Source organism: Moheibacter lacus (assembly GCF_014042165.1).
Lineage (GTDB): Bacteria > Bacteroidota > Bacteroidia > Flavobacteriales > Weeksellaceae > Moheibacter > Moheibacter lacus.
Genome location: NZ_JACDZE010000004.1, coordinates 269,974 through 293,244, shown reverse-complemented (window position 1 = coordinate 293,244; position 23,271 = coordinate 269,974). Strand labels below are relative to the sequence as shown.

Sequence of the window (23,271 nt, the reverse complement as noted above, 5' to 3'; positions counted from 1 at the left end):
AGATACCACTTTTAATGAAGAAACCCGCTGATTTAGCGGGTTTTCTTTTTTTTATATAATAATCGTGAATTCTTATGAAAGTTTAGCCTTTAAAGCCGTATCCAATTCATTTAAGAATTCTTGTGTATTTAAATAATCATTTTGCGTCATAGCATCTCCATGAACCAACATCGCCAAATCTTTGGTCATTTTTCCACTTTCCACCGTTTCGATACAAACTTCTTCCAATTTCTCAGCGAAATCAATCAAAGCTTGGTTCTCATCCAACTTTCCTCTATGCGCCAAACCTCTTGTCCAAGCAAAAATAGACGCAATAGGATTGGTCGAAGTTTCTTTTCCTTGTTGATGTTGACGATAGTGACGCGTCACAGTACCATGTGCTGCTTCCGCTTCAACTGTTTTTCCATCTGGCGTTACCAAAACAGAAGTCATCAAACCTAATGAACCAAAACCTTGCGCAACCGTGTCAGACTGAACATCACCATCATAGTTTTTACAAGCCCAAACGAAACCTCCGTTCCATTTCATCGCTGAAGCCACCATATCATCGATCAATCGGTGTTCATAAGTGATACCGATTTCTTCAAATTTGGCCTTATAATCAGATTCATAAACTTCCTGGAAAATATCTTTGAAACGACCGTCGTATGCTTTTAAAATCGTATTTTTTGTAGATAGGTACAAAGGCCATTTTTTGGTCAAAGCCATTTGGAAAGATGAATGAGCAAATCCATAAATCGATTCGTCCGTATTGTACATCGACATCGCTACACCATCTCCTTTGAAGTCATATACTTCCCAAGTTTGGGCTTCTCCTCCTCCTTCCGGTGTGAAAGTCATGGTAAATTTCCCTTTTCCTTTAATGACCGTATCCGTTGCTTTGTATTGGTCTCCAAATGCATGACGTCCGATGACAATCGGCTGTGTCCATCCTTGAACGTATCTCGGAACATTGCTCATGATGATCGGCTCACGGAAAACCGTTCCACCTACGATGTTTCGGATGGTTCCATTTGGTGATTTCCACATTTTCTTCAAACCAAATTCCTTTACACGGTCTTCATCCGGTGTAATAGTAGCACATTTGATCCCAACGTTGTATTTTTTGATGGCTTCCGCTGCATCGATGGTCACTTGATCATTGGTTGCATCCCTATTTTCCATTCCCAAATCATAATATTTGATGTCAATGTCTAAATATGGCAATATCAATTTGTCTTTGATAAATTGCCAAATGATGCGTGTCATTTCATCTCCATCCAAATCCACAACGGGATTGACAACTTTAATTTTTTCCATTATGTAAAAAGTATTTCAATTTTTAAATTCCAAAGTTTACAAAAATAACAAAATACTTCAGTCCGTAAAAATCTTAAGAACTGATAATTAGCAGAATTTTTACTTCAATTCAATAATTTCCCTTAGAATTGTATTAACTTTAATTCAAATTTCAAGAAAAATGAAAAATAACGGCATACCATCAGTCGACTTAAATGACTTTATCTCCAACGACCCTGATAAAAAACAAAAATTTGTAAATGAAATCGGAAAAGCATACGAGGATATTGGTTTTGTAGCGCTTAAAGGTCATTTTCTTTCAGACGAATTGGTTGACAGTTTATATGCTAGCGTCAAAGAATTCTTTGCCCTTCCGGTCGAAACCAAAGAAAAATATGAAGTAGAAGGAATCGGTGGTCAACGTGGTTATACTTCATTTGGAAAAGAACACGCAAAAGACAAACCGGAGGGAGATTTGAAAGAATTTTGGCATTTTGGGCAATACGTAGACGAAGCCGATAAATCCAAATATGATTATCCTGAAAATGTGGATGTGGCAGAAGTCCCAACTTTTAACCAAGCAGGAAAAGAAACCTATCAGCAGTTGGAAAAAACAGGAATCTATGTATTGCGCGCATTGGCAATTTATTTAGGTTTGGACGAATTTTACTTTGATGACAAAGTGAAAAACGGAAATTCCATTCTTCGTCCTATTCATTATCCGCCGATCAAAGAAGAACCAAAAGGTGCTGTTCGTGCCGGTGCACATGGCGATATCAACTTGATCACGCTTCTCATGGGTGCTTCAGCAGGAGGTTTACAAGTTCTACGGAAAGATGGTGTTTGGGTAGATGCCATTGCTGAACCGGACGAATTAGTCATCAACGTGGGCGATATGCTTTCCCGTCATACCAACAATAAATTGAAATCAACCATCCATCAGGTCGTAAATCCTCCTAAAGAAGAATGGGGAAAACCACGATTTTCCATTCCGTTTTTTATGCATCCGGTGAGCGAAATGAAATTGGACGTTTTGGAAAATTGCATTGATGAAGACAATCCCAAACAATATGAAGACATTACTGCAGGTGAATTTTTAACGCAGCGTTTGCGTGAAATTGGGTTGATAAAATAATTCTTGAACCAAATCACAACCTCCAAGGTTAATCTACGTTATGAGAATAACCTTGGAGGTTATATTTGATTCTAAATAGATTTTGCAAAAATATCTTCCAAAATCATCTTTGCGTGCACCCTCGAGTTCTCAATAAACCATTTGTGCGTTTCCATTCCACCGCAAACTACACCTGCAAGATAAATGCCTTTTACGTTGGATTCCATCGTTTCAGGATTGTATTTCGGAATAAATCGTCCATTTTTTGACAAATTAATTCCACAAGACTCCAAAAACTCAAAATTCGGACGATAACCGGTTAACGCCAATACAAAATCGTTCTCAATTTCAATTTCACCATCCGAAGTTGAAATGGTCACCGATTTTTCTTTGATTTCTTTCAGATTCGAATGAAAATAGGCTTTTATACTTCCTTCCGAAATCCGATTTTCGACATCCGGTTTCACCCAATATTTCACGCGTTCGTGAATCTCTCCTTTGCGGATGACCATCGTCACATCAGCTCCTTTGCGCCAACATTCCAGTGCCGCATCGACCGAAGAGTTATTGGCACCAACGACCACTACTTTTTGTCCTGCATATGGATGCGCTTCTTTGTAATAATGCGAAACTTTCGGTAAATTTTCTCCCGGAATATTCAGATAGATCGGGATATCATAAAAACCGGTTGCGATAATTATATTTTTTGAATAATATTCTGATTGATTGGTTTTTATAAATTTTAATTTATCCTTTAATTCAATTGAATTCACTGCTTCATAAAGATGAATATTAAGGTCGAAATGTTGTTGAATTCTCCGATAATATTCTAGTGCATCTTGCCTACCCGGCTTAAAAGAAATACTCGTAAAAGGAACATCCCCGATTTCCAATCTTTCAGAAGTTGAAAAGAAAGTCATATACAATGGATAATTATACAAACTATTTACCAATGCCCCTTTTTCAATCACCAAATACTTCAGATTTTTTCTTTTTGCTTCGATCGCACAAGCCAAACCAATCGGCCCAGCTCCTATTATGATCACATCATATTCCTTTTGCATATTGCGAATTTAGTTATAACCCAAAATTTCACCTAATTAATTCCTATTTTTGATGCATATATTCTTCAATATGGATCTTTTAGCCAAAATTTTTATTGGAATCGTCATCGCGATTCATTTGTACATTTTCTATTTTGAAATGTTTGCGTGGAATACAATTGGTAAAAAAACATTTGAAAAGAAAATGCCGGCAGAAGTTTTCCCTTACACAAAAGGATTGGCTGCCAATCAGGGTTTGTACAATTTATTCCTTGCCGCAGGATTAATTTGGTCGTTGACGATAAAAAATATCATTTGGCAGGAAAATGTTGCCATATTCTTTTTGATTTGCGTAGCAGTTGCCGGATTATACGGCGGAATTACAGCAAGTAAAAAGATTTTCATCGTCCAATTGGTTCCGGCAGGAATTGCACTTTTGGCGATGTTTATAAGTTGATTCAAATCCTTTTTTACTCCGTAAAATCGAATTATCTTAGCGCAATGAATCGATTTTTAAATCTCATTCTTTTTGGCGTTTTTTCCGTTTTGACTTTTACCTCTTGTTCAAATAAACAAGAAATCGACGATTCCCAAATCTTCCGACTCAATCGCTACGATAATATTTCATCACTCGATCCGACTTTTGCACGTACACAAGCCAACAACTGGGTTTGCAATTTGATGTACAATAGTTTGATCAAACTCAACGATAGTTTACAAATCGTTCCCGACATCGCCAAATTTTGGACGATTTCAGAAGATGGAAAAACTTATACGTTCACATTAAGAAACAATGTTTATTTTCATAAAAATCCTGTATTTGGAAAAGATTCTACACGAATTGTAAATGCAAAAGATTTCGAATACAGCTTCCAACGTTTAACTGATCCTGCTGTGGGTGGTGCTGGAAGTTGGGTCCTGAACAACGTTGCTGATTTTAAAGCACTGAACGATTCGGTTTTTCAAATGAATTTGAAAGAACCCTTCCCTCCTTTTCTCGGATTACTGAGCATGAAATATTGTTCCGTCGTTCCCAAAGAAATCTTTGAAAAAGGCCAAGAAGAATTTAGGAAAACACCGATTGGAACCGGTCCGTTTCAATTTCAACTTTGGGAGGACAACGTGAAATTGGTTTTGCGTAAAAATCCTTTGTATTTTGAAAAAGATGAAAAAGGAAAACGCCTTCCCTATCTCGAAGCGGTTTCCATGACTTTTCTACCTGAAAAACACAGCGAATTCCTACAATTAATTCAAGGAAATCTGGACATGATGGCCGACCTCGATCCTTCCTATAAAAATGAAATTTTAACGCCGGTAGGAGAATTAAACCCTAAATATAATAACAACATCAATCTACACAAATACAATTATTTAAGCACTGTTTATTTGTGTTTTTATTTAAGTGATGGAAATGGGTTAGATCTAAGATTGCGAGAAGCGATTAATTATGGAATCGATAAATCAAAAATGGTAAAATACATGATGAACGGTGTGGCAACAGCAGCTGAAGGAGGGTTTATCCCCAAAGGACTTCCGGGCTACAATGAAAATTCCGGATATTCCTTTCAGCCTCAAAAAGCCAGAGAATTGGTCAATAGTTACAAAAAGGAAAAAGGAAATGTACCTACTGTTCAGTTGACCACGGTTCAGGAGTATGCGGACATTTGTGAGTACATCCAATCCCAATTGGCAAAAGTTGGTTTGAATATTGCGATAAATGTTGTGCCGGGACCGACCATGCGGGATGGAAAAGCCACAGGGAAATTTGAATTTTTCAGAGCCAATTGGGGCGCAGATTACCCAGATGCAGAGAACTTTCTTTCCCTGTATTACAGCAAAAATTTCGCGCCGGAAGGCCCAAATTATTCGCATTATAAAAATGAAAAATTTGATCAATTGTATCTCAATTCTTTCAAGGAAAGCGATGAATTAAAAAGAGAAAAAATGTACAGAGAAATGGACAGTTTGATGATGAAATCGGCACCGATCGTTCCGCTTTTCTATGACCAAACGAGTATTTTTCTTCAAAAAAATGTAAAAGGATTTACGATGAGTCCTGTCAAATTATTGGATTTAACTAGAGTTTATAAAACGAAATAAATGAATATACCGGAAATAAATCTTAAACGAATTGTCATAATCGGAGGTGGATTTGGTGGACTACGATTGGCCAAAAAGCTTTCAACTAAAGATTATCAAATTGTTTTGCTCGACAAACACAATTACCATGCGTTCCAACCTCTCCTTTACCAAGTTGCAACAGCCGGATTGGAGCCTGATTCCATTGCACATGCTATAAGACAGATTTTTGCAGGGAAAGAGAATTTTTATTTCCGAATTGCAAATGTAGATCGAGTCGATACCAATTCGCAGAAAATTTATTCCGACATCGGAGATTTAGACTATGACTATTTGGTCATTGCAACAGGTTCTGACACCAATTATTATGGAAATCAAAACATCGAAAGAAATGCGATGCCTATGAAATCCATTCCCGAAGCTTTGGATTTAAGGAGTTTGATTTTACAAAATTTAGAAAAAGCCTTGTTAACCAATGATTTGGACGAGCGATCAAGATTGATGAATTATGTCATCGTCGGTGGTGGCCCAACCGGAGTGGAATTGGCCGGAGCGATGGGTGAATTGAAAAAACACATCTTACCGCATGATTATCCGGATTTGGATATCCGTCGGATGAATGTGCATTTGATACAGGGTGCAGACCGATTGTTGCCAACCATGTCCCAAAACGCTTCAGAAAAATCATTTAAATATTTAGAAGATTTAGGCGTTCAGGTTTGGTTTGATATGATGGTGAAAGATTATGACGGAAAAATCATCACAACCGATAAACGGCCTTTTGAAGCGACAACTTTGATTTGGGCAGCCGGTGTAAAAGGAAGTTTAATTCCGGGTATTGAAGGTGAAGGCTTGATAGTCGGTGGTCGTTATGTGGTCAATGAATTTAACCAAATGAAAGGATTTGATAATTTATTTGCCATCGGAGACGTTGCATTGATGATTACGGAAGAAAATCCCAAAGGTGACCCGATGGTTGCCCAAGTATCCATCCAACAAGGGAAATTGTTGGCTGAAAACTTCAATAAACTCAAATTGAAAAAAGCCTTAAAACCTTTCCGATATAAAGACAAAGGTTCCATGGCTACAATTGGTCGTGACAAAGCTGTGGTGGATTTACCCGGTTGGAAATTCCAAGGTTGGTTTGCCTGGTTTGTTTGGATGTTTGTGCATTTGGTTTCTTTGGTAGGATTCCGAAATAAAGTCGTAGCATTGATGAATTGGGTCATCCAATATTTCCAATACAACAAAAGCGTGCGCTTGATCATCCGGCCATATAAAGGTAAAAATGGCCAAACCGGCGATGACCCAAATGTTTTCTCTTAATCTTTAATAAATCTTATACTTCCAAATGAAAAACCTTTTGTATTTGTCCGTTCTGCTCGTTTTCTTTTCCCAATGCAAAAGCAATGCGCAAACACCTGATCCGATTCCTGCACACGATTCGTTGAAAATTGAATCCAAAGAAGTCAACGAAACGAGGGTAATCAACATTTGGTTGCCGGAAGATTATACAACTTCAGGTCTCACCTATCCGGTTTTGTATATGCCGGACGGCGGAATTAAGGAAGATTTTCCACACATTGCCAATACGCTTTCCGAAATAATTTCATCCAAAAAAATTCCACCGCATATTTTGGTGGGAATCGAAAATACAGAGCGTCGACGCGACCTCACACCTCCGACTCAAGTCGAAAAAGACAAAGAAATTGCCCCAGTCGTGGGAGGTTCGGCTGAGTTCCGGGCTTTTATTCAAAACGAATTAATCCCCGAAATCAATAATCGCTATCGGACTACTTCTAAAAAAGGAATCATCGGCGAATCTCTCGCCGGACTTTTTGTAATGGAAACTCTGATAATTCAACCCGAACTTTTTGATTTCTATATTGCATTTGATCCATCCCTTTGGTGGAACGATAAATATGTAGAAAAAAATGCACCGAATTTTTTAACCCAATTTCCAACGGAACAAAAGAAGCTTTGGTTTGCGGGTTCAGATGCCAAAGACATTTATAAATCCACTCGAAAATTGGCGGATATTTTAAAAGAAAATGCACCCGAAAATTTGACTTGGACGTATTCAGACGAACCCAAAGAAAAACACAGCACCATTTTCCGTGCTACAAAAGAAAAAGCGATGATTTGGACGATGAATGAATATCAGCCCAATTAGAATAATAACAATTCGTAAATTCGCAAAAAAATTCGTTTGGAAAATTTCAGAATGCAAGCCAAAACCTTTTTCGGATTCGAAACCGTTTTGGCAGAAGAATTAAAAGCTTTGGGCGCAGCCGATGTGGAAATCAAAAACCGTTTGGTCGAATTTAATGGTGACATCGGTTTTCTATATAAAGCCAATTATAGTTTGTATACGGCAATAAGAATTTTAATGCCAATTCATTCTTTTTCAGCCAAAAACGAATTTCAATTATATGATCGATTTAAGAAGTTTCCTTGGGAAGATTTTCTCGATTTGAACCAAACTTTTATCATCGACTCGACGGTTCATTCGGATTATTTTACGCATTCGCATTATGCTTCGCTAAAAATGAAAGATGCGCTGGTAGACCGTTTTCAAGAAAAATTTGGGAAACGACCGAGTGTCGACAAACGCGATCCCGATGTGTATTTTAATCTACACATCAGCCATGACAGGGTTACTCTTTCACTAGACAGCAGCGGTGAATCTCTTCATAAAAGAGGTTATAAAACCGAACATGGAAAAGCACCGATCAATGAAGTTCTAGCCGCCGGATTGTTAAAAATTGCAGGTTGGGATGGAAAAGGAAATTTACTCGATCCCATGTGTGGTTCGGGAACGATTTTGACAGAAGCAGCTTTGATTGCAGCCAATATTCCACCACAAATCCATCGGAAAAGATTTGCTTTTGAGAATTGGAAGAATTTTGACAGTGATTTATTTGACAAAATTAGAGAAACAAGACTGAACCGCGTGCGGGAATTCAATGGAAAAATAGTCGGATATGATCTCAATCCTACCATGCTTAAAATCGCGGAAGAAAACATTACACACGCTGATTTAGAAGATTTTATCGAAGTTAAAATGAAAGATTTCTTCAAATCTGAAAAAGACATGTTTCCGGTTTTGGTGGTTTTCAATCCACCGTATAATGAACGTATAGAAAGCGACAATGAAGTGCTCTATAAATCCATCGGTGATACGCTGAAAAACCATTATCCCAACACCTTTGCGTGGTTCATTACCTCTGATTTATCCGCCAAAAAATTCGTAGGACTCAAACCTTCCAAAAAGGTGAAAGTGTTCAACGGTAAACTGGAATGCGATTTTTTGCGCTACGATATTTATGAAGGCAGTAAAAAGAATTCGAAGAATTAATAATTATTTACATTCTTTGTGAACATTGTCCCCTCTTTGTGCACTTTGTGGTTTTATTAGCATTTTTCAAATATACTTTTAACCACAAAGAACGCAATGATTTAACCCTAAGAACACAAAGTTTTTAATTCTTATTATAACACCCTAAACACCGGATATTGCATAAATCCGGGTTCCATCCAAGGTGAATTTTCATATACAAAAACAAGCTGCGCATAGGCATTTTTAGCAAATTCAGGATCGCTCTTTTTCTTTGCTTCCAATTTATTACGCAATTCCGGATTTTCCTTCAAATAATCTGCCGCTAAATCTTCAAAAACATAAGGTGAAAATCCTTCTTTTTGCTGTAAAATCCCATCAAAAAAATTCCAAGCGAAATAGGAATCCATGGCTTGAGGTTCCAGCGTTTCCATGAGAAAACGATTGGCTTTTTGGTTCATCGGAATGTACCAATCCCCTTTTCTGAATTTCTTTTTCTGAATGGTTTTAGAAATTTCGACTTTTGAATTGATGTGATGAGATTCGTAAGCAAGCGGCGAAGATTCATAATTTTCAATTTTATAAACTTCCACTTCTATTTCCGTATCTTTTTCCAATTGCCGCATTTCAATCTGGTTCAATTTTAACAACTCAATGACTTTCCACCACCCTTGTGGAATGATATAGGCTTTTGGTTTTTCTACTACCAATTCAGCATCAAAATGATTGTAAATCGGGATTTGTTTTTCGTAAGGTTTGTTTCGGTCGTAGTACAATCTCTCCAAACCGGAAACTTCGCTTTTTTTATAGCCGGCTTCAAATCCCTTGAACAGATAATTCTGAAATTTCTCCGGATTATGTTTCCAAGCAATGGGAAATTCTTTCTGCGAAATTTCCTTTGCAATGGTTTGATTTCGAAGTGATTTTATTTCCTGACTGTTTGCTGAAGTGAATTCTATAAAGGAAACCATCAGCTCATAAGTCGCATCCACACGTTGTTTGTACGGCTTCAGCATATGCGTCTCCGGTACGAAACAAAAAGTGCTCCATAGCGTCCCGAATCCGCTCGAATAACGAGGCGAATCGACATATTCATTCCAACCGTCATCAGGCGTTTTTCCCCAAACGTTTACATACGGAATCAGATCATAACCTTTTTTTTGCATGGATTTATAGAGAGCAGGTTCAAAAATTTGGTTAATGTATTTTCCCATTTCGCCACCCAGCTTGCTGTGCTGTGTGGTCAAAAGCGTCATCACATGCTGATAATCCGCACCGTTGCTCACATGATTGTCCACAAAAATATCGGGATCGAGTTCATGAAAGATTTGGGTAAAGGAACGCGCATTTTTAGAATCGCATTTTATATAATCCCGGTTCAAATCCAGATTTTGTGCATTTCCACGCGATCCAACTTCGTCCGGGCCATTTTGATCCACACGGTAAAATTCACTTCGTTTTAAAGTTCCGCCTATGTTGTAAACCGGAATGATCGCCAAAATCACGTTGTCCGGTAATTTGTATTTTCCCACTGTGATGTCCCGACCAAGCAGCATACTGGCATCGATTCCGTCCGGTTCGCCGGGATGGATTCCATTGTTGATCAGAAGGATGGTTTTTCCTTTTTGATGGGCTTTTTTGATGTCAAATTCTCCCGAATTATCGATCAAAACCAAATGAAGTGGAAATCCGGAATCGGTTATTCCTTTTTCCATCATTTTGATTTTCGTCGAATTTTCATCCAAATTCTTCCAAAAATCGATGACTTCAAAATAGGTCGATGTTTTATTTCCGTCGGTCAATTCAAATGGAATTTTTATATTTTGAGCATATTGAAGTTGGAAGGTCAAAAAGACGATTCCCCAGATTATTTTTTTCATTTCAACACAGCCTTCAGTTTATAGCCTTTCTTTTTCAATAAATTGATTACGCCTTCCTTTCCGCCCAAATGCGCCGCCCCTACTCCTATCAAAGTAGGTTTGGATTGGATTTCTTTTTCGATAACGGGAATCCAATTTTGATTTCGTTTATCCAAAAATTCGACTAAACTTCCCTGCGGAAATTTTGGATCTTCAAAACTTTTTTTGGTGAAATCGTATAAACCTTGCACATCTTGATTTCGATAATATTCCACCATTTTTGACAATTCGGATTGTGCTTCCGGAAAATTATTGACCAAATATTTGATGGCTTGAATGGATTCTTCATCCGGTTGGGAAAGAAGAAGTTCAATCTGGCTGTCCATCGATTCCAATCCTTTTATTTCTTTTTTTGCGTTTTGGGCTTCCGTCAACAACATCATATCGTAGCCTAAATCCATAGGACAATCCAATGCGGTTAAACCCAATTGCATGGAGAGTGTCGGCAGATTTAAATTGTCAAACATCATGAGTCCCATTCCCATTTTGGCTTGCAGAAGCGAGTCTACTTTTTGGGTTAAATCCGGACCTAATTTCTCGGACACTTTTTTTCCATCTTTGGAAAGAGAAGCTTCCATCATTTTCCCCATCATGCCGGGATCGTCCATATCCAATTCCAAAACGAGTTGTTCGGTTTGGTCAAAAGCAGATTGAAGTTCTGGAGACATGAGAACTTCACCCTGACAAGCAATGTGAATCGTCCCAAACAAATAAGAAGGTTTTTCCAAACCATTTCCGGAAATCTCCCAAAGAAGGGATTTTTCTTTGATTTCTTGGGAAATACCAAATTGGAAAATAGACAATAAGAGTAAAAGGAAGTATTTTTTCATAAGCTTACTATTGGATAAATTTTTCTTTTAATTCTGGAGTGGGCAACCAACAACTTTCTTGTTTTCCAAACCATTTGTATCGGTTTCTGGATACGAAATCATAAACAGAATTTCGGATGAATTTAGGGAAAGCAAATAAAAGTCCTGAAAGTTTGTACAATCCCTTTAGCTCTTTTCCTATGCGCAAAGCAGCATCAGACCGAGTATAAAACTTTTCTCCATCTACTAAAATCATCGAGTTGAATTCGTCTTTTGACAAATGATTATTTTCTAAGAATTTTTGACCGAATTCGGATTGGAGCGAAGCAAATTTGAATTGGTTTTTTGCGTCATTTTCAATCACTTTTTGAACCGTAGAATTGCATAAATTACAAACTCCGTCAAATAATATGATTTTTTCTGAATTCATCCTCAACTTCTTTACAAAAATCAATCCTTTTTAACCGATTTCACATAAAAATTCCGGTCAATTTTAAAACCCTTTTCTGTTCCACTTTTTAATTTTTCCGTTTTCCAATCGGCCGTAGGGAAAAGCCATTGATCAGAATTGGCAACTTTTACCGGCATATCAAATTTCTCTACAATATTTGTCCATCGGTAGGTGATTTCGTCACCTTTTATTTTGTATTCGAGTGTTGGTACCAACGTAGTTCGTAGATATTGATTAAAAAACTCGGTCAAATCGATTTTACTCATTTGACTCATATAGTCTTCGATTTGTTTTGTTGTAACGGTTTGATGATAAAATTTCTCGTTCAACCCACGTAAAATTCGCAGAAACAAATCATCATCTTCAAGCAAATGACGGAAAGTATGGATCATATTGGCGCCTTTATAATAAATATCGCCGCTTCCTTCTTGGTTCACACCATAAATCCCAATCATCGGAATATCATTTAAAATATTCATTCTCGTACCGATCACATAATCATTCCCAGCTTCTATACCGAAAAGTTCTTGTGTGTGAAGGGTTTCGGAATACGCCGTAAAACTCTCGTGCACCCACATATCGGCCACATCTTGGGTCGTGATGTTATTACCAAACCATTCGTGACCTGATTCATGTACCAATATAAAATCCCACTTCAATCCCCATCCGGAACTCGACAAATCTCTTCCCAAATATCCATTTTCGAAATGATTTCCATACGCAATTGCACTCTGGTGTTCCATTCCCAAATGAGGCGCTTCTACCAGTTTGTATCCGCCTTCATAAAAAGGATAAGGTCCAAACCATTTCTCAAATGATTTCAACATGGGTTTTGTTTGTTCAAATTGTTTTTCTGCTTTTTCCCGATTGTAATCCAACACCCAATAATTCAAAGAAAGCTCTCCTTTTTCACCTTTGTAAGCATCTTTTATTTCGGTATAATGACCTATATACGGAATGATATTGTAATTGTTAATGGGATTTTTTACCTCCCAAACAAATTCTAATTTATCATCGATTTGATTCATATCCACCAACTTACCATTTCCGATCGCAATCAAATCCTCCGGTACGATCATCGATAATTTTGCACCCAAATCCGGTTCATCGCCCTGGTAATCTTTATTTGGAAACCAAACACTTGCGCCCAAACCTTGGCAAGCTACCGACATAAAAGGACGACCTTTTGCGTCTTGTTCAAAAATCCAACCGCCATCCCAAGGTGGTTGAACCGCTACACGAGGGTTTCCAGAAAATTCGAGTTCTAAAATGTGTTTGGAATTGGTTTTCCATTTTTTATCGGTTTTGATAAAATATACATTTCCTTCACGACGAATATTTTGAGAATTAATTTCAACATCATCCAATTTTACTTTCCCCAAATTCATCGGTTCTTGTAAATCAATTTGAATGATTTCTCTAGAAAGATTTTCAGTAATTTCAAATTGGATTGCATTTTTTCCTTTGATAAATCGTTTTTCAAAGTCTGGTTCAACTTGAATGTCATAATGCAAAACATTCCACCAATTCCTAAATTCGTTGTTGCTCCCGCGCAAAGAATCTTGTCGTGTAAATTCTTTTTTGTGATTAAGTATTTGGGCATCAACCGTTAACGAGAAAAATACAATTAGGATATAAAACCACTTCATAGAATTAATTTGAGAATTCGAATTTACGAATAAAGCCGGATTGAAAACAATTTGAAATTTTTAGTGCATTTTCACGCAACCTTTCCTTATTTTCACATCTTATTAACAAATACTCTACCCATGCTTCAAAAACTTATATTCAGCTTTTTTTATATCTTCTTGATTTTCTTCATCGTATGTGAAAATTTCTTCCAATCCAAAAATGGAAACATCATCAGCGACCTGATGGATTAAAATTCACTTACGAAATGAAGTTTTACGGAAGGATATTTTTCTTGTGTCATCTGTATGGTAAAAGATGAATCTGCGAGAAAAACCAATTGCCCAAATTTATCATGGGCCAAATATTTCTGCTTCACTCTTTTGAATTCCTGAAACTCCGCTGATTTCTCATCTTCCACTTCTACCCAACAAGCTTTAAAAATCGAAATCGGTTCATAAGAAACTTTGGCTCCGTATTCATGTTCCAAACGGTACTGGATTACTTCATATTGCAAAGCTCCTACAGTCCCGATGATTTTCCTGTTGTTCATTTCTAAAGTAAACAACTGAGCTACACCTTCATCCATCAATTGATCAATTCCTTTTTCTAATTGTTTGGCTTTCAACGGATCAGCATTATTAATATAACGGAAATGTTCCGGTGAAAAAGATGGAATTCCTTTGAACATCATTTTTTCACCTTCGGTCAATGTATCACCAATTCGGAAATTTCCAGTATCATGAAGACCGACGATATCACCTGCAAAACTCTCATCCACGATTTCCTTTTTATCAGCAAAAAAAGCATTGGGACTACTGAATTTCATGTTTTTACCTTGTCTTACATGCAGGTAATTTTTATTTCGTTCAAATTTACCTGAAACGATTTTCACAAATGCCAAACGGTCTCGGTGTTTGGGATCCATATTAGCATGGATTTTAAAAACAAATCCTGAAAAATTATGCTCAAACGGTTCTACAATTCTTGTAGTTGTTTCTTTGGATTGCGGATGGGGAGCGATGTCCACAAAAGCATCTAACAATTCTCGTACTCCGAAATTATTTAAAGCCGAACCAAAAAATACAGGCTGTAAACGACCACTCATGTATTCTTCATTATCAAATTTCGGGTAAACTTCAGTTACCAATTCGATTTCATTTCTTAAATTTTCCGCAAAACTTTCTCCTATGATGGTATCCAATTCAGGATCATCTAAATTGTCAAATGCGATGGATTCTGAAATTTTTTGTTTGTTCTCGTTTGAAAATAGTCCGATGTTTTTCTCCCAAATGTTATAAATCCCCTTAAAAGTTGAACCAATTCCAATCGGCCAGGAAAGAGGTGTTACACGTAAACTTAGCTTTTGTTCGATTTCGTCCATCAAATCAAATGCATCTTTACCTTCGCGATCCATTTTATTGACAAAAACGAGCATCGGGATGTTACGCATACGACAAACTTCTACCAATTTTTCTGTCTGCTCTTCTACTCCTTTAGCGACATCCACAACCACGATTACCGAATCTACTGCAGTCAGAGTACGAAAAGTGTCTTCAGCAAAATCTTTGTGTCCCGGCGTATCGAGAATGTTGATTTTTTTGTTTTTATAATCAAAAGCCAAAACGGAGGTAGCCACAGAAATCCCTCTTTGACGCTCTATTTCCATAAAGTCAGAGGTTGCTCCTTTTTTGATTTTATTGCTTTTTACAGCTCCGGCTTCTTGGATTGCTCCTCCAAACAACAATAATTTTTCAGTTAAAGTCGTTTTTCCGGCATCAGGGTGCGCTACGATTCCAAATGTTTTTCTACGGCTGATTTCTGTTTCTAAGGACATAAATAAAATTTGCGGATGCAAAGATAAGATTTAGAAATTAGAATTTAGAAGTAGAATGCTAGAATCAAAGCATCATGACATCTTGAATTCCGGAAGCCGATTTATAATAATGGATAACTTGATCTGCATCCAAAACATATACGACAGCAGTCACTGATGTATATTTTCCGTTTTTGGATTCTTTCATAGAGAATTGTGGACGAGCTCCGTCAAATAATCGCTGGACTTCCGCTATCCTTTTATTGTCCGTAGGTACGATGAACTTAAAGGTATAATTGGAAGGGAATTCGGTTGTATCATCCAATCGTTCTTTAAAATTTTTGTAGAATTCTTCTTGATTTGGTGTTTGTTCGTTCATCTTTAAATTAGATTTCGTTTTTCAATAATCCGTCCAAAATAGCAACCAATTCTTGGTTGACTTGTCCGGTGACATGATCCATAGGCCGAGGCGGATTTTCATTGAGGATTTCTCCGTCTTTTCCGATGATTAAAAACTTAGGAATGGATGAAATCTCATAATCCCGCTGAAATGAAGTTCCTTTTCCAGCAAACAACTGAACTCCAGCCATTTGTTTGTCCCGGACCATTTTCTGCCACTTTCCTTTATCACGATCACTATCTATGGAAATACTGACAAATTCTATATTTTGATCACGGTATTTTTCTTCCAATTCTTTCATGGCAGGAAGCTGTTGCAAACAAGGACGACACCATGTAGCCCAAATGTCCACATACAAATATTTTCCTTTTAAATCTTCCAAACCCACTTGAGATCCATCGATCGATGCCAATTGAAAACTTGGGGCGTAATCTACGATGGAAGCGATTTCTTCCGGTGAACGTTCGGTGATTTCACCTATGGAAATTTCTTCTTTTTTTGAATCACATTGGATAAAAATAAAGACAAAAAACAATAATGGGATAGTTTTAAATGGCATACAAATCATAATTAGAACAGCAAATTTAAACAATTCCCAAAAGCTTGTCAATTAATTAGCTGTTTACTTGACTTTCGGGTATTCAGGATTGTATATTTGCGCCAAAATTTTGCGATATGAAAATGAAAACTTCCGATTTTAATTTTAAACTGCCTGAAGAACTTCTAGCGGAGCATCCATCTGAACAACGTGATGAAGCCCGATTAATGGTTCTGGACAGAAAAACGGAAACCATCGAACATAAGTTATTCAAAGATTTGATCGATTATTTTGACGAAGGTGATGTCATGATCATGAACAACACCAAAGTTTTTCCGGCTCGTCTGATGGGTAACAAAGAAAAAACCGGAGCCAAAATCGAAGTTTTCTTGCTTCGCGAATTGGATGCTGAGACTAGACTTTGGGACGTTTTGGTAGATCCTGCAAGAAAAATCAGAATTGGAAATAAATTATTTTTTGGAGATGATGATAGTTTGGTTGCCGAAGTTGTAGACAACACGACTTCACGTGGGCGAACTTTACGTTTTCTATTTGATGGAAGTTATGATGAATTTCGTCAAGCTTTGGAAGATTTGGGAGAAACTCCCCTTCCCAAATACATCAAAAGAGACGTCATTCCGGAAGATGCGGAACGCTATCAAACCATTTATGCCAAACATGAAGGTGCAGTAGCGGCTCCTACCGCCGGATTGCACTTCTCCAAACATTTATTGAAACGACTGGAAATCAAAGGAGTAGATTTTGCTGAATTGACTTTACATGTCGGACTTGGAACTTTTGCTCCTGTTGAAGTAGAAGATTTATCCAAACATAAAATGGAATCAGAACAAGTGATCATTTCTGAAGAAACTGCAAAACTTGTCAATCATGCCATAGATGAGAAAAAAAGAGTTTGCGCTGTAGGAACGACTTCTATGCGTGCCATTGAAAGTTCAGTTTCGGCCAATAACCATTTGAATCCTTTCAATGGTTGGACCAACAAATTCATTCATCCGCCATATGAATTCGGTGTTGCCAATTGTATGATCACCAATTTCCACACCCCAAAATCAACGCTAATCATGATGATCAGTGCTTTTGCAGGTCATGATTTTCTGATGAAAGCTTATAAAGAAGCCGTGAAAGAAAAATACAAATTCTACTCATACGGTGACGCCATGTTAATAATCTAAATTGACAACCAAAAAAAAAGATATCAGAAAACTAAATCTTGAAGATTTAGAAACGCATTTGACTTCGATAGGAGAAAAATCTTTCAGAGCCAAACAAATTTATGAATGGCTCTGGAAGAAAAATGCGCATAGTTTTGATGATATGACCAATTTGTCTAAAAAATTAAGAGATGAATTGGATCAAATTTTTACCATCCAAAACGCTAAAGTAGATCTACTCCAAAAATCAAACGATGGCACCATCAAAAACGGAGTGAAACTCCATGACGGCTTGATGGTCGAATCTGTCCTGATACCAACTGAAACTCGCACCACAGCTTGTGTTTCTTCTCAAGTAGGATGTTCTTTAAACTGCGAATTTTGTGCTACTGCTAAACTAAAACGGATGCGCAATTTAGATGTTGCAGAAATTGTGGATCAAGTCGCTTTAATCGACAAACAAAGTCGAGAATATTTTGATCGTCCGCTTTCAAACATCGTATTTATGGGAATGGGCGAACCCATGATGAATTATAAAAATCTGGTAGACGCCATACGGAAAATCACGACCGACGAGGGATTTGGGATGTCTGCAAGAAGAATCACCGTTTCGACTTCAGGGATTCCAAAAATGATCAAGATGCTTGCTGATGAAAAGTTAAAAGTGAAATTAGCACTTTCCCTTCACACAGCAATTGAAGAAAAAAGAAATGAAATCATGCCTTTTTCGGAAAAATTTCCCCTTACCGAAATCATGGAGAGTCTTCAATATTGGTACAAAGAAACCGGATCCAAAATTACGTTTGAATATTGTGTTTGGGGTGGAATAAATGATGGTGATGAAGACATCAAAGCATTGATTAAATATTGTCGTCAAGTACCGAGCAAAGTCAATTTGATCCAGTATAATCCTATCGGTGAAGGAAAATTTGACCATAGAAATATAAAAGCAGAACAACGCTATGTCAGCGAATTGGAAAAAGCCGGAATCACGGTTATGGTCCGAAAAAGCCGCGGTGGTGATATCGATGCTGCTTGTGGACAATTGGCCAATAAAACGGTAGAAGTTTAAACTTCTTTAATTCTCAAGTCGTACACTAAATCTTTAACTTCCAACAACTTAAAATGCTTAAGTTCAACCAAAGGATTAATGATGTAATTGAATTCTTCCGGAATGACGATAGAGGGAATTTTTAAAATTGGAACTTCTTTTTCAAATAATTTCGTTCCAAATTCTTTGGTTGAAAATGGCGCAGGAGTTTCTTTCCAATCTCCTGGTAAATCTTTAACCTTGATTTCTTTAATTTGATTTTCATCTATTTCAAAAACACAAATGCTCAAAGCCCGAGGGATAAAATCCACATTGACATTGACCGAATATTCCAAAACCGCCAATGAACGACTTTCTGCTGTATAGATACAAGGCGTATCGATTTGGTTCCATCGACCCCCGAAAAGTTTAGCCCCGGTTCCGTTTAAATCTTTGGCGTATTGCGTTTTACTTAATCGATAAACCAACATACCTAAGAATAAACACCATAAGCAATCCTTCCTATCAAATTCCGAACCTCCTCTTTTCCATAGTAGTTATCGATAATATCAAATGGCGCCATACCACCAAGTGCCTGGTTAGGAACAAACATCCATTTATTAAAGCGGTCTTTATCCTCAAAAGACTCATAACCAAACGAATACAAGTCCGCAAGTGATACAATTTTCTCGCTGATTTGGTTGCTGAATTTCTGATCACCCTTTTTATTTATCAAAGTAGCGCGTGTGACAGAAAGAGCACCTGCCAATGAGTCATAGTCTAAAGATGTCGTCTTTTTTAAAGTTTCCAAATAACTTTTTGAAATACCGTTCCGTATGATTTTCATTTTTTGAATAGAAGTCAAATCATTTAAAGGTATAGCAGCATTTCCGTCATAATACATAGTAGGTGCATCATTTACGAAATGATCTGTTTCTGATTGTTTATATCGCAAAGCCATAATAGTATATTTTTAAACTTTTTACAATTCAAATTTATACATATTATTTTAATTTTCCAATTCTTTTTACAGTATTTTCTACAATTTATTTAGCTCGACCTCAGCTGCTTAAATAGTTTGGAGTTCTAATTATGATATTTACATTGAAAAACTCTTCGTAGAGCTTCGAAGAATTAGTTAGAATTATAAAAATAAAAGCTACCTCGATTTTAGAGATAGCTTTTCTTACTATTTAATTGGTAGAATATAATACTCACTTCCAACTTTTCCCTGAGTCAAGGATAGAGCAGACTTACATATTTCGTCTGTACTTTCCTCCTACGTTGAAAAGTGAATTGGTAATTTCACCCAATGAATTATATTTCACCGCTTCCATAATTTGTTCAAAAAGATTTCCGTTGTTTAGTGCTACTTCGTTCAGTTTACCCAAACTTTTTTGGGTATGTTCCGCGTTTGATTTTTGATAATTCTTCACGGCTTCTATCTGAAACTGTTTTTCCTCTTCGGTCGAACGAATGACTTCCTTCGGTGTAACCGTAGGTGAACCATCCGCCCCCAAAAAAGTATTCACACCGATAATCGGGAATTCGCCGGTATGTTTCAAATGTTCATAATACATACTTTCTTCCTGAATTTTACCTCTTTGGTACATCGTTTCCATTGCACCCAAAACGCCTCCTCTATCTGTTAATCGGTCAAATTCTGCATAAACGGCCTCTTCCACCAAATCGGTTAATTCTTCAATGATAAAAGAACCTTGAATCGGATTTTCATTTTTAGCTAACCCCAATTCTTTGTTGATGATCAACTGAATTGCCATTGCACGACGTACCGATTCTTCGGTCGGTGTTGTGATGGCTTCATCGTAAGCATTGGTATGCAAAGAATTGCAATTGTCATAAATCGCATACAAAGCTTGCAAAGTCGTACGGATGTCGTTAAATGCAATTTCCTGTGCATGTAGCGAACGACCAGAAGTTTGGATATGGTATTTCAGCATTTGGGAACGTTCATTTCCGCCGTATTTCAACTTCATTGCTTTGGCCCAAATTCGCCTCGCTACACGACCGATTACTGCGTATTCCGGGTCGATTCCATTGGAGAAAAAGAAAGATAAATTCGGCGCAAAATCGTCGATGTGCATTCCTCTCGACAAATAATATTCAACGTACGTAAATCCATTGGCCAATGTAAATGCCAACTGCGAAATCGGATTAGCTCCGGCTTCTGCGATATGATAACCCGAAATGGAAACCGAATAAAAATTTCGGACTTTCTGTTCAATGAAATATTGCTGCACATCACCCATCAGACGAAGCGCAAATTCGGTTGAGAAAATACAAGTATTTTGCGCTTGGTCTTCTTTTAAGATATCAGCCTGAACCGTTCCACGAACTGTAGAAAGCGTTTTGGTTTTGATTTCATTGTAAACATCATTTGGCAAAACCTCTTCACCAGTTAATCCTAACAACATCAATCCTAAACCATCATTTCCTTCTGGAAGATGACCATTGTATTCGGGACGTTTCAGTCCATGGTCATCGTATTTTTCTTTGAGTTTTTCTTCAACTTTTTCTTCTAATTTATTTTCTTTGATGTAGCGTTCACATTGTTGATCAATTGCCGCATTCATAAAGAATCCGAGCAACATCGGCGCAGGTCCGTTGATGGTCATAGACACCGAAGTCGTCGGGGCACAGAGATCAAAACCGGAATAGAGTTTTTTCGCATCATCCAGCGTTGCGATCGAAACGCCTGCATTTCCGATTTTTCCGTAAATATCGGGACGAACAGCGGGATCTTGCCCATACAAAGTCACACTGTCAAATGCTGTCGACAAACGCGCTGCCGGCATTCCCAAACTCACATAGTGAAAACGACGATTAGTCCGTTCCGGTCCACCTTCCCCGGCAAACATCCTTGTTGGATCCTCTCCTGTGCGTTTGAACGGATAAATTCCGGCGGTGTACGGAAACTCACCCGGTACATTTTCCTGCAAACTCCATTTTAAAATGTCACCCCAGGCTTCATAACGAGGCAATGAAACTTTTGGAATTTGAAGGTGCGAAAGGGATTCAGTATGGGTTTGGATTTTGATTTCTTTGTCCCGAACTTTGAACGAATAAATTTCGTCTGTGTATTGTTTTTTCTTTTCTTTCCAATTCTGAATCAGCGCTTTATTTTCGGCCGATAATTCTTGGTATTTATTTTCTTTAATAGACTCTAAATCAATTGATTGATTATTATCTTTTAAAATTTTAGTTGAAAGCTCCAATGCATAGATTTCCTGGGCAATTTGGCTTTGCGCATCTGCCCATTTGTCATAGCTGTGGTTGTTCTCGACGATTTCAGAAAGGTATCGAATTCGTTTCGGCGGAATGACTGCCGTTACTTGTTCTTTGGCCACTTTGTCAAAGGTTAAATTCGACTCAAATTTCCCATCAGAATATTCATTCAAACGGTTCATCAAAGCTTTGTACAATTGGTTAGTTCCGGCATCATTAAATTGTGAAGCACGCGTCGGATACACCGGCATATTTTCTGGCGATTCGTTGAAACGTTCGTGGTTGCGTTGGAAGGTTTTTTTCACATCACGCAATGCATCTTCAGCACCTTTTTTATCAAATTTATTTATGGCTACAATTTCCGCAAAGTCTAACATGTCAATCTTCTCCAATTGCGTAGCAGCACCGTATTCCGGCGTCATCACATACAGTGGAACGTCTGCATACTCCATCACTTCCGCACCCGATTGGCCGATTCCTGAAGTTTCCAAAATGATCAAATCAAATCCCGCCGCTTTCAAAACATCCAAAGCCGGGGCAATATGTTTGGAAATGGAAGAATTCGCCTGGCGCGTTGCCATCGAACGCATATACACACGCGGATTATTGATGGAATTCATCCGGATTCTATCTCCGAGAAGTGCGCCACCCGTTTTACGTTTGGTTGGATCTACAGAAATAATCCCGATGGTTTTCTCCGGGAAATCCAATAAATATCGTCTAACTAATTCGTCAACCAATGAAGATTTACCGGCTCCACCCGTTCCGGTCATTCCGAGAATCGGGGAATGGTTTTCTTCTGCCAATTTTTTGACTTCTTTGTAATAGGAATCGTATTGGTCGATGTTGTTTTCAAAAGCTGAAATGGTTTGTGCCAAATGATGATTGTCTTTATTATCCAACGCATCGATCATTTCTTGTGTCAATTTATCGCCTGTCGGAAAATCCGATTTCATCACCAAATCGTTGATCATTCCTTGCAATCCCAACTCCCGTCCATCGTCGGGCGAATAAATGCGGCAAATTCCATACTCCATTAAATCTTTGATTTCAGAAGGAAGAATAACACCTCCACCCCCACCAAAAATTTGGATGTGTCCGGCTCCTTTTTCCTGAAGCAAATCATACATATATTTAAAATATTCGTTGTGACCGCCCTGATACGAAGTCATCGCAATGGCTTGTGCATCTTCCTGGATGGCGGTATCCACCACTTCTTCTACGCTTCGGTCGTGTCCGAGATGGATAACTTCCACTCCGGTGCGTTGAATCATACGCCGCATAATATTGATGGCGGCATCGTGTCCGTCAAAAAGGGAAGCTGCCGTTACGACACGGATGGCATTTTGAGGTTTATAAACATCTTTACGGATATCGAATTCTTTTTTTTCTATGGTATCTGACATTTGT

20 protein-coding genes are annotated in these 23,271 nt (G+C 37.8%); 8 read left to right on the top strand and 12 right to left on the bottom strand.

Annotated elements, in window-relative coordinates; genetic code table 11:
• Positions 1-72 precede the first annotated feature (72 nt).
• Positions 73-1,299: an isocitrate dehydrogenase (NADP(+)) gene (locus HU137_RS11925; RefSeq protein WP_182044078.1), complete on the bottom strand. Its 1,227-nt coding sequence runs from the start codon at positions 1,297-1,299 to the stop codon at positions 73-75.
• Positions 1,300-1,459: 160 nt separating this feature from the next.
• Between HU137_RS11925 and HU137_RS11920 the strand changes: the two genes are divergently transcribed.
• Complete coding sequence (locus HU137_RS11920; protein WP_182044077.1) at positions 1,460-2,413, top strand: isopenicillin N synthase family dioxygenase; 954 nt, start codon at positions 1,460-1,462, stop codon at positions 2,411-2,413.
• Positions 2,414-2,484: 71 nt separating this feature from the next.
• Here HU137_RS11920 and HU137_RS11915 read toward each other — a convergent pair whose 3' ends face one another.
• Entirely contained in the window at positions 2,485-3,456 is a 972-nt protein-coding gene (locus HU137_RS11915) for a YpdA family putative bacillithiol disulfide reductase (protein ID WP_182044076.1), read from the bottom strand.
• Positions 3,457-3,526: 70 nt separating this feature from the next.
• Between HU137_RS11915 and HU137_RS11910 the strand changes: the two genes are divergently transcribed.
• From HU137_RS11910 to HU137_RS11890, 5 genes are read left to right on the top strand one after another with little or no spacing between them, the layout of a single operon-like run.
• Positions 3,527-3,892: a DUF1304 domain-containing protein gene (locus HU137_RS11910; RefSeq protein ID WP_182044146.1), complete on the top strand. Its 366-nt coding sequence runs from the start codon at positions 3,527-3,529 to the stop codon at positions 3,890-3,892.
• A gap of 44 nt (positions 3,893-3,936) precedes the next feature.
• Complete coding sequence (locus HU137_RS11905) at positions 3,937-5,535, top strand: ABC transporter substrate-binding protein (RefSeq protein WP_182044075.1); 1,599 nt, start codon at positions 3,937-3,939, stop codon at positions 5,533-5,535.
• On the top strand, positions 5,536-6,840 hold the full coding sequence (locus tag HU137_RS11900) for an NAD(P)/FAD-dependent oxidoreductase (protein ID WP_182044074.1): 1,305 nt from the start codon (positions 5,536-5,538) through the stop codon (positions 6,838-6,840).
• A gap of 25 nt (positions 6,841-6,865) precedes the next feature.
• A complete protein-coding gene (locus tag HU137_RS11895) occupies positions 6,866-7,687 on the top strand; it encodes an alpha/beta hydrolase (protein ID WP_182044073.1) in 822 nt (273 codons plus the stop codon).
• Between the two features lie 51 nt (positions 7,688-7,738).
• Complete coding sequence (locus tag HU137_RS11890) at positions 7,739-8,872, top strand: THUMP domain-containing class I SAM-dependent RNA methyltransferase (protein ID WP_182044072.1); 1,134 nt, start codon at positions 7,739-7,741, stop codon at positions 8,870-8,872.
• Positions 8,873-9,006: 134 nt separating this feature from the next.
• Here the strand turns inward: HU137_RS11890 and HU137_RS11885 are convergent, their stop codons facing one another.
• The 7 genes from HU137_RS11885 to HU137_RS11855 form a co-directional block, all read right to left on the bottom strand.
• Entirely contained in the window at positions 9,007-10,731 is a 1,725-nt protein-coding gene (locus HU137_RS11885) for a M14 family metallopeptidase (RefSeq protein WP_182044071.1), read from the bottom strand.
• The gene (locus tag HU137_RS11880) at positions 10,728-11,600 is read right to left on the bottom strand and encodes a TraB/GumN family protein (protein ID WP_182044070.1); all 873 of its coding nucleotides are present in this window, start codon (positions 11,598-11,600) and stop codon (positions 10,728-10,730) included. Before HU137_RS11880 ends, HU137_RS11885 begins: the two co-directional genes overlap by 4 nt.
• A 7-nt stretch (positions 11,601-11,607) precedes the next feature.
• Complete coding sequence (locus HU137_RS11875) at positions 11,608-12,009, bottom strand: thiol-disulfide oxidoreductase DCC family protein (RefSeq protein WP_182044069.1); 402 nt, start codon at positions 12,007-12,009, stop codon at positions 11,608-11,610.
• A 20-nt stretch (positions 12,010-12,029) separates the two neighbouring features.
• Positions 12,030-13,679 carry a M1 family metallopeptidase gene (locus HU137_RS11870; RefSeq protein ID WP_182044068.1) on the bottom strand — a complete coding sequence of 550 codons (1,650 nt, stop codon included), beginning with the start codon at positions 13,677-13,679 and terminating at the stop codon, positions 12,030-12,032.
• A 230-nt stretch (positions 13,680-13,909) separates the two neighbouring features.
• On the bottom strand, positions 13,910-15,496 hold the full coding sequence (locus HU137_RS11865; RefSeq protein ID WP_182044067.1) for a peptide chain release factor 3: 1,587 nt from the start codon (positions 15,494-15,496) through the stop codon (positions 13,910-13,912).
• 64 nt (positions 15,497-15,560) lie between these two features.
• Positions 15,561-15,854 (bottom strand): DUF493 domain-containing protein, encoded by a 294-nt coding sequence (locus HU137_RS11860; RefSeq protein WP_182044066.1) that lies wholly within the window; start codon positions 15,852-15,854, stop codon positions 15,561-15,563.
• 7 nt (positions 15,855-15,861) lie between these two features.
• The gene (locus HU137_RS11855; protein ID WP_182044065.1) at positions 15,862-16,434 is read right to left on the bottom strand and encodes a TlpA family protein disulfide reductase; all 573 of its coding nucleotides are present in this window, start codon (positions 16,432-16,434) and stop codon (positions 15,862-15,864) included.
• A gap of 122 nt (positions 16,435-16,556) precedes the next feature.
• On the opposite strand from HU137_RS11855, the gene queA reads away from it, so the two are divergent.
• Together queA and rlmN are read left to right on the top strand one after the other, a co-directional pair.
• Positions 16,557-17,606 (top strand): tRNA preQ1(34) S-adenosylmethionine ribosyltransferase-isomerase QueA, encoded by a 1,050-nt coding sequence (gene queA, locus HU137_RS11850; protein WP_182044145.1) that lies wholly within the window; start codon positions 16,557-16,559, stop codon positions 17,604-17,606.
• A 1-nt stretch (position 17,607) separates the two neighbouring features.
• Positions 17,608-18,657 carry a 23S rRNA (adenine(2503)-C(2))-methyltransferase RlmN gene (rlmN, locus tag HU137_RS11845; protein ID WP_182044064.1) on the top strand — a complete coding sequence of 350 codons (1,050 nt, stop codon included), beginning with the start codon at positions 17,608-17,610 and terminating at the stop codon, positions 18,655-18,657.
• On the opposite strand, the gene HU137_RS11840 is transcribed toward rlmN, so the two are convergent.
• From HU137_RS11840 to HU137_RS11830, 3 genes are all read right to left on the bottom strand, one after another.
• Positions 18,654-19,106, bottom strand: a complete 453-nt coding sequence (locus HU137_RS11840; RefSeq protein WP_182044063.1) for an RES family NAD+ phosphorylase — start codon at positions 19,104-19,106, stop codon at positions 18,654-18,656. The two genes, rlmN and HU137_RS11840, sit on opposite strands and share 4 nt — an antisense overlap.
• Before the next feature lie 2 nt (positions 19,107-19,108).
• The gene (gene parS / locus HU137_RS11835) at positions 19,109-19,576 is read right to left on the bottom strand and encodes a type II RES/Xre toxin-antitoxin system antitoxin (protein ID WP_182044062.1); all 468 of its coding nucleotides are present in this window, start codon (positions 19,574-19,576) and stop codon (positions 19,109-19,111) included.
• A 292-nt stretch (positions 19,577-19,868) separates the two neighbouring features.
• On the bottom strand, positions 19,869-23,267 hold the full coding sequence (locus tag HU137_RS11830) for a methylmalonyl-CoA mutase family protein (RefSeq protein ID WP_182044061.1): 3,399 nt from the start codon (positions 23,265-23,267) through the stop codon (positions 19,869-19,871).
• Positions 23,268-23,271 lie beyond the last annotated feature (4 nt).